Origin of the sequence: Rhizobium leguminosarum bv. viciae USDA 2370 (assembly GCF_002008365.1) — a bacterium.
Classification (GTDB): domain Bacteria; phylum Pseudomonadota; class Alphaproteobacteria; order Rhizobiales; family Rhizobiaceae; genus Rhizobium; species Rhizobium leguminosarum.
Genome location: NZ_MRDL01000037.1, coordinates 1 through 12149 on the forward strand (window position 1 = coordinate 1; position 12149 = coordinate 12149).

At 59.8% G+C, this 12149-nt stretch carries 9 protein-coding genes and 4 pseudogenes; 9 read left to right on the top strand and 4 right to left on the bottom strand.

What is annotated here, in order from left to right:
• The first annotated feature begins 132 nt into the window (after positions 1-132).
• Complete coding sequence (locus BS629_RS38930; protein WP_155256964.1) at positions 133-270, top strand: hypothetical protein; 138 nt, start codon at positions 133-135, stop codon at positions 268-270.
• 131 nt (positions 271-401) lie between these two features.
• Positions 402-814, top strand: a pseudogene (locus BS629_RS18975) (IS6 family transposase); the annotation flags it as partial.
• 123 nt (positions 815-937) lie between these two features.
• Here BS629_RS18975 and BS629_RS40540 read toward each other — a convergent pair.
• Positions 938-1047: pseudogene (locus tag BS629_RS40540) on the bottom strand (DUF4105 domain-containing protein); the annotation flags it as partial.
• Between the two features lie 166 nt (positions 1048-1213).
• On the opposite strand from BS629_RS40540, the gene BS629_RS18980 reads away from it, so the two are divergent.
• From BS629_RS18980 to BS629_RS18995, 4 genes and pseudogenes are all read left to right on the top strand, one after another.
• A complete protein-coding gene (locus BS629_RS18980) occupies positions 1214-2398 on the top strand; it encodes an MFS transporter (protein WP_018245188.1) in 1185 nt (394 codons plus the stop codon).
• A 110-nt stretch (positions 2399-2508) separates the two neighbouring features.
• Positions 2509-2711, top strand: a pseudogene (locus tag BS629_RS18985) (IS66 family transposase zinc-finger binding domain-containing protein); the annotation flags it as partial.
• Positions 2712-3095: 384 nt separating this feature from the next.
• Positions 3096-3704 (top strand): J domain-containing protein, encoded by a 609-nt coding sequence (locus tag BS629_RS18990; protein ID WP_018245189.1) that lies wholly within the window; start codon positions 3096-3098, stop codon positions 3702-3704.
• A 302-nt stretch (positions 3705-4006) separates the two neighbouring features.
• Positions 4007-5212 (top strand): MFS transporter, encoded by a 1206-nt coding sequence (locus tag BS629_RS18995; protein ID WP_018245190.1) that lies wholly within the window; start codon positions 4007-4009, stop codon positions 5210-5212.
• 109 nt (positions 5213-5321) lie between these two features.
• Here BS629_RS18995 and ligD read toward each other — a convergent pair whose 3' ends face one another.
• Positions 5322-7967, bottom strand: a complete 2646-nt coding sequence (ligD, locus tag BS629_RS19000) for a DNA ligase D (protein ID WP_026188653.1) — start codon at positions 7965-7967, stop codon at positions 5322-5324.
• Positions 7968-8109: 142 nt separating this feature from the next.
• Positions 8110-8421 carry a DUF982 domain-containing protein gene (locus BS629_RS19005; protein WP_077988345.1) on the bottom strand — a complete coding sequence of 104 codons (312 nt, stop codon included), beginning with the start codon at positions 8419-8421 and terminating at the stop codon, positions 8110-8112.
• A 444-nt stretch (positions 8422-8865) separates the two neighbouring features.
• Here BS629_RS19005 and BS629_RS19010 point away from each other — a divergent pair, with 444 nt between their 5' ends.
• The 3 genes from BS629_RS19010 (at position 8866) to BS629_RS19020 (ending at position 11021) form a co-directional block, all read left to right on the top strand.
• On the top strand, positions 8866-9351 hold the full coding sequence (locus BS629_RS19010) for an Hsp20 family protein (protein WP_018245193.1): 486 nt from the start codon (positions 8866-8868) through the stop codon (positions 9349-9351).
• A 58-nt stretch (positions 9352-9409) separates the two neighbouring features.
• Positions 9410-9916: an Hsp20/alpha crystallin family protein gene (locus tag BS629_RS19015; protein WP_018245194.1), complete on the top strand. Its 507-nt coding sequence runs from the start codon at positions 9410-9412 to the stop codon at positions 9914-9916.
• Positions 9917-10199: 283 nt separating this feature from the next.
• Positions 10200-11021, top strand: coding sequence for a DUF1206 domain-containing protein (locus BS629_RS19020; protein WP_018517405.1), 822 nt, complete (start codon positions 10200-10202; stop codon positions 11019-11021).
• Between the two features lie 2 nt (positions 11022-11023).
• On the opposite strand, the pseudogene lov reads toward BS629_RS19020, so the two are convergent.
• A pseudogene (gene lov, locus BS629_RS19025) lies at positions 11024-12080 on the bottom strand (blue-light-activated histidine kinase).
• Positions 12081-12149 lie beyond the last annotated feature (69 nt).

The following is a 12149-nucleotide window of genomic DNA, read 5'->3' on the forward strand; positions in this document are numbered from 1 at the left end:
GCCTGCACCCGCAGGGCCGCAACGCAGTGGAGGACGGCAAAGCCGTTGCCGGCGGCGCGAGCCTGGCAGGACCAGAGCCGGGGCAGGACGCGATGACTGCAATCTTAGTAGGAGGTTTTGACGGAGGCGGAAGTGGCAGATCAGCGAGTCGGCATCATGTCGCTCATATCGCCGATGAACCGCAGCGCAGATCGCTTGCTGGCCGGCCGCGCCAATGACCGGGCGATATCGGCGATGTCATCGCGCGAGGCAGTCGGCATTAGCTGCTAGGAAGCCGCCGTGACCGGGGTCCGCGCCTGTGCCAGTGGTCTGGACTTTCATCTTAGCGACGAGGCATTCTGCGCACTGTTTTCGCCCGCGGCGGCCGGTCGGCTACCAGTCATTCAAGATCAAGGTCGGTCATCCCGCCCTCAGGCGAGGGGCCGATCGGAATCGTGGCCCGCGCTGTTTGGCTCTACTTCCGCTTCAATCTGAGCCTGCGCGATGTCGAGGAAATGATGCTCGATTGCGGGATCGTCGTTTCGCATGAGACCATTCGCCGATGGTGCCGAAAGAACGGCCATTATGGGCGCCGCACACGCCATAAGGCGTCGACTGAAGACGATGTCTGGTATCTCGATGAAGTCGTGGTGCGCGTCAATGGCCAGAAATGCTGTGGAGAGCGTTTGATCAGGATGGATATGTGCTCGATGAGATCGTGCGGTCGCGCCGCAACACCAAGGCGGCCAAGCGCCTGCTGGCGCGACGCCTGAAGAAGCAGGGCATGCTGCCAAAGCGTATGATCACCAACAAATTGCGCTCCTACGGGGCGGCCCTATGACCTTACGAAGTAAGCAACGCACTTAGCGTCGATGTTCCTCCCCTTGAACCAACGCGAACACACAGTCGCTATCGGGACCAGGGATCAATCACTTTCAACCCTGTGGCCGCGAGGGCCGTTTGCGTCGGAGACGTACTCGCGCAGAACAAGCCTCTCAGCCGCCGGCGAAGCCCTCAGGCGGTAGATCTGGACGTCCTCACCGCAAAATTGGAGCGGAGACCGATCACAACGGCACGCGGACCTCACCGCGGCTAGGCAAATCGCGCCGGTCTCTAATCACCTTCTCCGAGGCGTTCCGTGAGAAACAAGTTTCGATCTTTGGCCCTGTGAGATAGACATCACAAATCCAAAAGCGCGCGTTCGGCTTCGAGCGTCGATACCCGGAGTTGCATCATGAAAATCGCGCCGCAGCAGCGGATCTATGTCTGCTTTTTTCTCTTCGCCGTATCACTTGGGGCGCTGCTGTCGAGGATGCCGGATTTGCAGGTGGCGCTTGGCGTCGACAAGTCAGAGCTTGGGTTGACGTTGATAGGGGCTGCGATCGGCGCCTTGATTTCGTTGACATTGTCTTCGCCCTTGATCGCCCGGCTCGGCGCGCGGACGACGGCATTCATTACCGTTCTCGGCACGTCTGCGTTGCTGTCGCTGGTGCCGTGGATCGGTGCGGCTCCGGTCGTGTTCTGTGTGCTCTTCGTCGAGGGGCTGCTTGCCGGGGCGCTGGAGATCAATCTCAACGTCGAGATCGACCGCATTGAAGCGCAGCTGGGACGCGGCGTGATGAACAGGGCGCATGGTTTCTGGAGCCTCGGCTTCTTCGTCACGGCGCTTGTCTCTTCGGTGGTCCGCCAAGCCGGTATTTCGATGCAGCTCCATCTCGCCATGACCTTTGCCGCGGTGCTTGTGCTCGGCATGTGGGCGATTTCCGGCATGCGCAATGCGCCGGCGCGGATCGCGTTGAACGAAGGCAAGGTGCCGCTGGTAGCGCTTCCCACCTGGGGCCTCATGCCGCTCTGCGTAATCGGCATCGCGGCCTTTCTCGTCGAAGGTGCCGGGATCGACTGGTCGGCGATCTACATGCGCGACGTGTTTTCAGCCGAGCCCTTCATCGGCGGACTGGGATTGACACTCTTTACCTTTTGCATGGCGCTGGCGCGCCTGTTCGTCGATCCATTGGTCGATCGGTTTGGCGCGCGGGCCGTCGCCACGATGCTGCTTGTTCTTTCGGCGATCGGCATCTGCGCCGTCTGGGGCGCGCCGCATGCCTATGTCGCGCTGACGGGCTTTGCCCTGATGGGCGCAGGCTGCAGCGCGGTCTATCCTCTCGCCGTCTCGGCGGCGGCCCAGCGCACAGATCGCGCGGCCCATCTCAACGTCGCTGCCCTTGGCCAGATGACCTTCGTCGTCTTCTTCCTGGCGCCGCCGCTGCTCGGTTTCATTGCCGAACATGCGGGCATCAGGACATCCTATCTCGTCTGCCTTCCGTTGATCATCTACGCGCTCTTTTCGGTCAAGGTGCTTGCTACGCGCCGGGCTGCCTGCGACGTCAGCGTTGCGAGCGTTCGGAGGGTCAACGGGTGACGGATCGAGCTGCCGGTTTCGGCGGCTCGATTGGTTCAGCGAAAAGCATAGGCGAGCACGCCGTAGCGGCGTGCTCGGTGCTCCCTTGACATGTATACGTTTGATGTCCGTCCGAGCGGCTGGATGTCATCCCGGCGCAGTTCCGCGTGATCGTCACCCGTCGCCCCTATACGCCTGCCGTGTCTGGATCGATGGTGTTGTTCAGGCTCAGGCTCCTGCAGGATTGATCCAGGCTGGATTGCCGACGGAGACGACCATCGCACATGTCCTAGTGTCCAAGCACGCCGACCCGCTCTATCGGCGAGCCCAGATCAAGGGGCAGCCAAGGCATCGATCTCAACCTCTTGATTAGCAAGGTGCTGCCAAATGACCTGTATGGCATCGCCCAGCTACCACCGTGAAGATGTGGATCGCGCTCCGAACCTCGTCATGTCTCGAGCTGCTAGGCGCCAACTCAATGAGACTTCGCAGGTAGTGGAAAAGGGCGAAAATCGAGACGCTCATCGCGCTTCAGACATTGAGGGGGTTGGGACGAGGATGGAGTGCGCGAGGCAACTGAGCGCCGGTGACGGGCAAGGCGTAAAGAGCCGGAGCAGGAACCACCTGTCCCGACTATCGGCGCGCCTCCATCGTCATCTTTCTGAAATCTCGTGGATGGTTTGCTTGCCGCCTCGATGAGACCGCCATATAACGCGCGATGACGTTTGATTCGAAGATTTTCGTCGGCCTGAGGCCAACGAGCAAAAAATCGGCTCCGCTCCGCGAGCCTTACCAGTCGAAATGCCAGTGGGACGGTTGCGAAAGCGGCGGCACCAATCGTGCGCCCGTCGGGCGAGATGCGGAAGGATTATACCTGGTGTTCTGCGCGCAACATGCGAGGGAATACAATAAGGGATATAATTTCGCGAGCAATCTGTCTGATCCAGTGACCGCCCGCTATCAGAGGGAAGCAGCAAACGGCAGCCGTAAGACGTGGGGGACCCGCGTTGATCAGGCGACAGAGATGCCGCTTCCTTCGACCGTTCGCTCCGGTACGGCAAAAACCCTTAACGCTCGCAAGATTGCTGCTCAACATCAAACAACGAAAGCTGATCTTCAGCGACGTAAGCTCAAGGTATTGGAAGCAAAAGCCTTCGAAACGCTCGGCCTTTCGCAGGACGCGACGTCTGAGGAGATTAGACGACGCTACAAGCAGATGCTGAAGATGCACCATCCAGATGCTAACCGAGGAGATCGAAACTCCGAAGATGAACTCCGGGCGGCAATCGACGCCCATAAGATTCTCAAGTTGAACGGGTTCTGCTAGGCGGGAGGTCTCGTCGCGGCCAGATGGGAGGGCCTGCCGAAGCATGTTGCGACTGCCTTGATGGCCGCTCGAACATTAGCCTCTGCGATTTGCAAGCCAGGCTGGATGGCCGCCTTGCACCAGACGCGGTCACGACCATGCCCGGGCGCGCGCAAGACTATTGGCGCGCTCAATGCCGGGGCACCCGAAGCGCGGCAATATCGGCAACAGGCGTCGCAGACCCGACAGTCCACCGGCTGCCCATGCTAGATGATCATCGCGTCGAGCGGGGGGAACGCGGTTGCCAACAAAGGCCGATCATCATGACTAGCGTGCGAATCCCGAGTAACGTTCTCGTCGCCGTCATGATCGCCTGCGTCGGCACGTGTTACGGCTTCGGCCTCAGCCTGTTTCCCCAGATCATCCCCGACATGCGGAAAGATCTTGCCTTCGACTATGCGTTCGTCGGCACTGTCACCGGCCTAGTCCAGTTTTCCACGGTGGCATTTGCCGTGCTCGGCACCTGGCTCGTCCATCGCATCGGTGCAGCGCGGACGGTGGTGGCGTCCGTGTCGCTCTGCGGGCTTTGCCTGTCGGGCATCCCCATCATCGACAATCTCTATGTTGTTGCCGGGCTGCTGATGGTCGCCGGCGCAACGGGCGCATCGACCTTCGTGCCGATGATTAATCTCGCCTCGCGGGTGGTGGGAGCTGAACAGCGCGGCTTTGCCATGAGCCTGATCTCCAGCGCGCCGGCCTTTGGCGTCCTCATCAACAGCGCACTCGTGGCCGCATACGCCGGAAGCGGCCACTGGCAGATGGTCTGGTACCTCACGGGCGCGGCCACGATTACACTGGCCATTGTCACCCACATTCTCTTCGGGCGGGCCGGCCTCTTCGACAGCGGGACAAGTCACGAAACGCGCGCGCCTACTGCCGGCAGTTCAGCAAGCCTGCGCTCCATCATGCCATGGGTGGCGCTGATCTTCGCGCTCGGCTTCATCAACGGCCTGATGCCATATCCCTATCTCACCTATCTCTCGCCGTTCCTGCGCGAGGAACTCGGCTATTCCGTCGGCTTTGCCTCATGGCTCTGGGCAACGATCGGGGCGGTGGGGATCAGCGCAGGCTTCGCCATTGGCACAATATCGTCGCGCCTCGGAGCGCGCCATGCCATGCTCGCTTGTTACTCAAGCTTCCTCGCCGCCGGCGCCCTCGTAGTCCTCGATCCCTCCATGGAACTCTCGCTCCTGTCAGGCATCTTCTTTTCGCTGGGTTTTTATCCGATCTATGGCCTGCTGCCGGCCTACGTCTCACATCGCGCCACGCCCCGCGTCGCGGTGACTGTCTTAGGCATCTGCACCGTGTTCCAAGGCATCGGCGGCACCACAGGGAACTTCTTTGGCGCCGTGATCAAGACATCGACCCAGAGTTTCAGCGGCATCTATCTCGCCGTTGCAGTTACGGCCGCCGTCGCGGCGGCGATGACGATTTTGCTGCCGAAGGACCAGAGTGTGCAGGCCGAGTAGCATCTGCCGATGCTGCCGCTGCCGGGCACAAGGGCTATTATATGTTAGCATCTTCGCCGCAATCGCCGCCTGATTTTTGCCGGTCAGGCCTTTTCGAAGAGCGGCGAGATCATACGGCAACTCGCCCCTTGCCGAGATGCTTGATCGCTTGTTCCAGTGGCCGCCGGCCATCGCAATAATCGTCCCAGGCCGATGATTTCGAGAGGATGGTCGGGACGGTGCGGATGGTGAAGCGCTTCGGGTCGAGATCCGATTTGACCTGTGTCCATGTCAACGGCATCGAGACGGTGGCACCCGGCCGGGCACGGGGCGACAAAGGTGCCACTGCCGTCGCCATCCGGTCATTGCGCAGATAATCGAGGAAGATCCGGCCATCCCTCAGGCTCTTGGTCATCTTGATCAGATAGAGATCGGGATTGTCACGCGCCATCTGCTGGCAGACGTCGTGGGCAAAACCCTTCGCTTGCGCCCACGAAAGCGGCTTGCGCTTGTTGATTGCGAGTGGCGTGACGACGTGCAGGCCCTTGCCACCAGTGGTCTTGCAAAAGCTGACCAGGCCCAACTCGTCGAGACGGTCCCGCATTTCGCGGGCTGCCGAAACGACCGCGGAGAATGGCACGTCCGGACCTGGATCAAGGTCGAAGACGAGCCGGCCCGGCACCTCAGGCTGATGCGGTTCACAATTCCAGGGATGCAGCTCGACGCCACCGATCTGCGCGACGGCAGCAAGGCCTTCGACGCGGTCGATCTGCAAATAAGGCTTTTTGTCGCCGAAGACCTTCACCAGTTCAAGCAGGTTGGAGGTGCCGGGCATCGCATGGCGCTGGAAAAACTGCTCGCCACCGATGCCGTCGGGCGTCCGGATGATGGAACATGGCCGTCCCTTGATGTGCTCGATCAGCCAGGAACCGACCATTTCGTAGTAACGGGCCAGTTCCTCCTTGGTGACAGGTTTGCCATCATTGGCATCAGGCCATAGCGGCTTGTCGGGGTTGGAAATCGTCACGCCCATGACCTCGGCCTTGGCGCCCTTTCGCCGGACCGGCATGGCCTTCGTCTCCGCCACCGGCTGCGGCACGTCTGTCTGCGCGGGTTTCGCCGGCCGTTCGGCCTTGACCTCCTTGGCCGGCTTGTCCGTGCGCAGCCCTTTGAAGGCCGCCTGCCGGACAATACCGTCGGCCGTCCAGCCTGCGAATTCGATTTCCGCCACGAGCTCGGGCTTCAGCCACGTGACCTCGGCCTCCTTCTTCGGCGCGCCGATGCCGGTGAAGGGCGATTTCGCCGTCTCGAGCGCTTTCAACTTCGGAAGCAGCGTTTCCACTTTCTTTGCGCCATATCCCGTGCCGACGCGGCCGACATAGACGAAGTGGTCGCCGTGATAGACGCCGACCAGCAGGGATCGGAATTTCCCGTTGGTCTTGGCATAGGCGCCGATCACCACCTCGTGGCCGGCGCGGCATTTCGACTTCGCCCAGTTTTCGGTGCGGCCGGATTGATAGGGTGCATCGGCCTCTTTCGAGACGATGCCTTCCAGTGAGAGCTTGCAGGCAGACCGGAGAACTGCATCACCGCCCGTTTCGAAATGCTCGACGAAACGGATGCGCGGATCGCTGCCGGCGTCGGACAGAAGCCTTTGAAGCCGCGCCTTGCGCTCGACGAGCGGTAGAGATCGCACGTCCTCGCCACCCTCATAGAGAAGGTCGAATGCGAAATAGACGAGTTCGCCGGTCTTGCCTTCCGAAAGGGCCGCCTGCAGGGCCGCGAAATCAGGAACCCCATTATCGTCGAGGGCGCAGATCTCGCCGTCGATGATCGCATCGGGCAGTGTCGATGCCGCCTCGGCGATCTCGGGATATTTTGTCGTCCAGTCGAGCCCTTTCCTGGTCTTCAGCGTCGCCTCCCCGTCCAGTACGCGCATCTGGATACGGTAGCCGTCGAACTTGATCTCGTGAATCCAGCCGGTGCCGGCGGGCGGACGCTCCAGGGTCTGGCAGAGCTGTGGCGCAATGAAATCCGGTAGATCAACCTTTGTGGCCGTTTTCGCCTTCCGATCAGCTCCAGTGTCTTCTTTTCGCTCTTCGGCAGCCAGTCCGTGATTGCTGTCCCAGACGGCATCGGCTTGAACGTCGCCGCCCTCGACCATGAAGGGCTTGGGCTTTCGTCCCTTGCCGGCGGCAATCATTTCCATGGTACGGCCAGAGGCAACTGATGTCTGGTTTTCCTCAAGTGTGGCCGCGCCGTTTTCCTCGACCGAGAATTCGTCGTGGTGCTTGATCAGCAGCCAGTTTGTCCGGCTGCCACGGTCGCGGTCGTTGCGCATGCGCACCAGCACGAAGCTGCCATGCAGGCGTTTGCCTTCCAGCGTGAATTTGAAATCGCCTTTCGCCAGCGCCTGCTCCGGGCTCTTCTTTCCTTCCGGCTCCCAATAACCGCGATCCCAGAGCATGACAGTGCCGCCGCCATACTGGCCTTTCGGAATGGTGCCTTCGAAATCACCGTAGTCCAGCGGGTGATCTTCCACTTCGACGGCCAGCCGCTTGTCGTGCGGATCGAGGGACGGGCCTTTGGTGACAGCCCAAGACTTGAAGACGCCGTCGAGTTCGAGGCGCAAATCGTAATGCAGTCGGGTCGCGTCGTGCTTCTGGATGACGAAACGACGACGGTTGCTGCGCGCGAGGCGCTTTTCGCCGCTCGGTTCGGCCGTTTTTTGAAAGTCGCGCTTCGATCGATAGGTCGACAGTTTATCGCTGGCCATGGTCGTTCCCGAAACAGTCCCGACAGCGAAATGCCGGCTGGCACTCAGAAGTTCCATCACGGCGTTCGTCCAGCCAAATAACGGGAAAAGCGGCGCTTATGCTAGACCTCGCCTCATCGGAGGCGAGGTCATCGATTCTCCTTTAATTGGCAACGAGACGCGCTGGCCGAGCCGGATGCGTGGTCGGCTTTCTCTTCCACGGGGCCAGAACGGATGGCATGCCCGCTTCGAGGCAAGCCGCCACGGAGGCTTCGCGCGCGACGATGCTGGGAATGCTGCCGTTGAGGACGCCACGACACGTTTTCACTGCGCGTTGATGGCGCTCACCATGACGCAGCGGCCATTCGTTCTCGAGAAAATCCAAGGCGTCGTATGCGCCTGCGAAGGTGCGCTCCAAACCGCACTGCAGCCGGATTCTCACCGGCTGGGTCCATAGAACATCGTTCAGCGGCATCTTTTCCTCCTTTCATGCCACCAATGGTCCTGATGAAAATGATATTGTGGGGGGTAGCCGATCGTTCAAGGCCCGTCAGACAAATCCCCTTGGTGATCAACGGGCCGTTCACCATTGCGCCTGCGATTGCCCGGCGGGGACATGCGTGAAAAGTCGATGGGCATCACACGGTCAAGAACGGCGCGCCTGTTGGCGTGACTATGAGAGCGCCTTTTCAACAATCGGCCTTAGAAAATGCCGTTCAGAAAACGGCAGCTCATCAATGGTACACCCAATTTTAGCACTCTAGTGTCCAGAGTGCCAATTTTTGTCTGGGGTGCTCTTGAACCCTGAAAACTCCGCAACCAAATCAGTTTCGTCAGCCGCCACTAACGGGGCTGAATTGGTGGAGACGCAAGTTTCCAATGCGTCTTCATTCCATGTTGCTTTACGGAGGATATGGCTATGAGAAACGAATTCGACTTCGCCCCCCTTTACCGGTCCAGCATCGGCTTTGACCGCGTTTTCAACCTCCTCAACAATGCGCAGCGGGTTCAACCTGTCGACACTTGGCCGCCTTACAATATTGTCAAGGCGGGCGATGACGACTACCGCATCGTCATTGCTGTCGCGGGTTTCGGCGAGGAGGACCTTTCGATCACGCATGAGCGAAACGTGCTCATTATTGCTGGTGAGAAAGCCGATAAGGAGGACGCGCAATATCTGCATCACGGCATCGCGGGCCGGTCGTTCGAGCGGCGCTTCGAGCTCGCCGACCATGTCAAGGTGTCTGGGGCAAGCCTGAAAAACGGTCTTCTGTCGGTCGAGTTGAAACTGGAGATCCCCGAAGAGATGAAGCCGCGGCGCATTCCCATCGGCGCCAGCGAAGCCCAGCAGGTTGAAAAGCAGACTGCACCGCTTCAGATCGAAGGCGGAAAGCAGGTTGCATAATCGAACTAGATGACGGCCGGCGCCGGACTTGCCGGCGCGGCCAGACATGGAGGTACAGATGAGTGTTCGTGATCTAATTTCGCGGGGCCGCGGCAAGAGTACGGTTCCGACCGACTATGCAGGCAGAGATCATAATCCGTTCTTGGCGCTTCATCGCGAGATGAACAGGCTGTTTGATGATGTCTTCCGTGGCTTCGAGCATCGGTTCCCGGCCAGCGGTTCTGGCTTCATGTTTGAAAGCTCCTGGCCGAAGATCGACGTCTCGGAAACCGAGAAGGAAATCCGCGTCACCGCTGATATTCCTGGCATGGACGAGAAAGACGTTGAAGTCTTGCTCGACAACGGCGTCTTGACCATCCGGGGTGAAAAGCTTGGCGAAAACGACGACAAAGACCGGCAGTTCTCCGAGCGGTTCTATGGCCGCTTCGAACGCCGTCTTTCCTTAAACAGCGAGGTAGAGGAAGACAGAATCTCGGCCTCCTTCAGGAATGGCGTTTTGACTGTCACTCTGCCCCGCTCGGGGTCGGAACAATCGACTGCTAAGCGCATCACGATCAATAGCTAAAAGAGAGATGTGTTTGGGGTGATGCGCGTTGTTTGGCAGCAGTGGCATGCGATTGTCAGGCCCTGCTGCCAATCTCGCTGTATTGGCAGCGAGGTTGCCACATGATGGCAACGCTTCGGTATTGTCGCATTCAAATGGTCGCCGACAACAACCAGCCCACCTGTGGCGTTCCGTCACCAGGATATGGCCCCGCCGTTCTGTGGCTGCATCGTTGCCGGTCTCCAGCAAACTTTCAGCGAGTTGGCGCGTTGAATATGGCGCGCTGAAACCGACGGGACCGCTGATGACCAAGGGAAATCGATTTGATGTGCTCGCCAAAGGCGGCTATGCGGCGCGCGGCGTTGTCTTTCTCCTTGTGGCCGGGCTTGCTCTCTTCTCCGGCGTGGCCGGTGGCCGGCCCGAAACGAAATCCGCGCTTTCAGCACTCCTTGGACAGCCGCTCGGTCGCGTATGGGTCGGATTGATCGGGCTCGGCCTTCTAGGATTTGTTGCCTGGAGGTTGGCGCAGTCCCTGGCAGACAGCGACGGCCACGGTAGGGACGGGAAGGCATTGGCGATCCGATCCGCGCTCTTTGGCAGCGCCATCACCTATCTCGGGCTTGCCGCATATGCGCTCGGGAACGCCTTTTTCCTGGGAGGAGGTAGCGAAGCTTCTGGTGAGAAGGATCTGGCAGGATGGATCATGTCGCAGCCGTTTGGATCCTACTTTGCGATCGCGGTCGGCGCCGGCTTCATCATCGGCGGCGTCGTGACGGCCGTGAAGGGCATCACCAGGAAGTTCGAGCGCCACCTTCAGATACCTGATCACAAGGGTATCGTGACGTTGGTATGCATCTATGGCCTTGTCGCCCGCGGCGTGGTGTTTGCGGCTACCGGAGTACTTTTCGCCTATGCAGGTTTCAGGGTGGATCCTGGACAAGCCGGTAGCATGGGCGACGCCCTGGAATGGCTGCGCCAGCTTCCGCTAGGATCCTTTCTGTATGTCGCGGTCGCCGTTGGATTGGCGGCTTTCGGACTCTATAATCTTGTCGAGGCACGGTACCGCATCGTTAGGAGCCCATCGTTGGCGGACGCTAAGCGTTCGATCCCGATGGCAGGTTCTTGACATCAGTGTTCCGGTGCCAAGGTGCCGTCATAGGTCGAGCCTGCCGATGGGATCTCAATGTCTATAAGCAGCCCATCCTCCGACCAAGTTTTCTCAATTCGCCCTTTAAGCTGCCTTTCGACCATTGCGCCGACAATCACCGTGCCAAAACCTCGTTTGGCGAATGTAGGCAGAGGGCGCGAGCCCACCTCCTGCCACCGGATATTAAAGCCTGCTCCGGACGGTTTGGGCTTCCAACTGATTGAAAGTCTGCCTCGCGCAGCGGCGAGCGCACCGTGCTGGGCTGCGTTGACAGCGAGTTCATGGAACACGAGCGCAAGGGGCTGGACGACCGGCCCATCCATTCTGATATCCGGCCCGGCAAAAAAAGCGCGGGTGGCCGCGAACGGCGTCACCTGTTGACGAATAAGCTCCTCAACAGAAATGCTTGTCCATCTTCGTTCAGCAAGCAAGGTATGGGCACGGGCGAGCGCCTGCACCCGATGCTGAATAGCGGCGGCATAAAGGGCCGGGTCATCGGCGTTGCTCAGGCGGACGATGCTGTCGACGATCGCCAGGACGTTGTTGGATCGGTGGTCGACTTCCATCAGCAGGCGATGCTCGGAGGCCTCCAGTGCCTCGATCCGCCGGTACTCCGTCATGTCGATTTGAGAGCCAAAGAAATACAGGATCCTTCCGTCATCCCCATGGACGGGACTTAGATGCAAGCGTCCAGAACTGCTCACCGCTCTTCTTATAATTGAGGATCTCGACGCTGACCTCACGCTCGCCGGCGATAGCCGCACGAATTTCGGCGACGGCAATCGGAGACGTCGCGGGACCCTGCAGGAAACGACAGTTGCGCCCCAGCACTTCAGGCGCCGCATAACCTGTCAGTTCGAGGAATGCCTTGTTTGCGAGCACGATCGGAAGATCCGGCTTTCGCCCATCGGTGACGACCATCGGCATCCGGGTGCGTTCAAATGCGATCGCTGCCAACTCCTTCCGATCGGCGGAAGCTGCTTTTGAAGATGCGGAAGGCAAATCCCCGTGGAGTTGTTCTCTCGAATGGCCTGTCATGCTTCCACGCTCACTAAGACGTCGCTTGATAACGTGGCTCGCGTATCTTTGTTTCCGAGAAGGTTGTGT

Coding starts and splice junctions, on each gene's coding strand:
- BS629_RS18980 (WP_018245188.1), top strand. CDS start 1,214: ATGAAAATCGCGCCGCAGCAGCGGATCTATGTCTGCTTTTTTCTCTTC.
- BS629_RS18990 (WP_018245189.1), top strand. CDS start 3,096: ATGACGTTTGATTCGAAGATTTTCGTCGGCCTGAGGCCAACGAGCAAA.
- BS629_RS18995 (WP_018245190.1), top strand. CDS start 4,007: ATGACTAGCGTGCGAATCCCGAGTAACGTTCTCGTCGCCGTCATGATC.
- ligD (WP_026188653.1), bottom strand. CDS start 7,967: ATGGCCAGCGATAAACTGTCGACCTATCGATCGAAGCGCGACTTTCAA.
- BS629_RS19005 (WP_077988345.1), bottom strand. CDS start 8,421: ATGCCGCTGAACGATGTTCTATGGACCCAGCCGGTGAGAATCCGGCTG.
- BS629_RS19010 (WP_018245193.1), top strand. CDS start 8,866: ATGAGAAACGAATTCGACTTCGCCCCCCTTTACCGGTCCAGCATCGGC.
- BS629_RS19015 (WP_018245194.1), top strand. CDS start 9,410: ATGAGTGTTCGTGATCTAATTTCGCGGGGCCGCGGCAAGAGTACGGTT.
- BS629_RS19020 (WP_018517405.1), top strand. CDS start 10,200: ATGACCAAGGGAAATCGATTTGATGTGCTCGCCAAAGGCGGCTATGCG.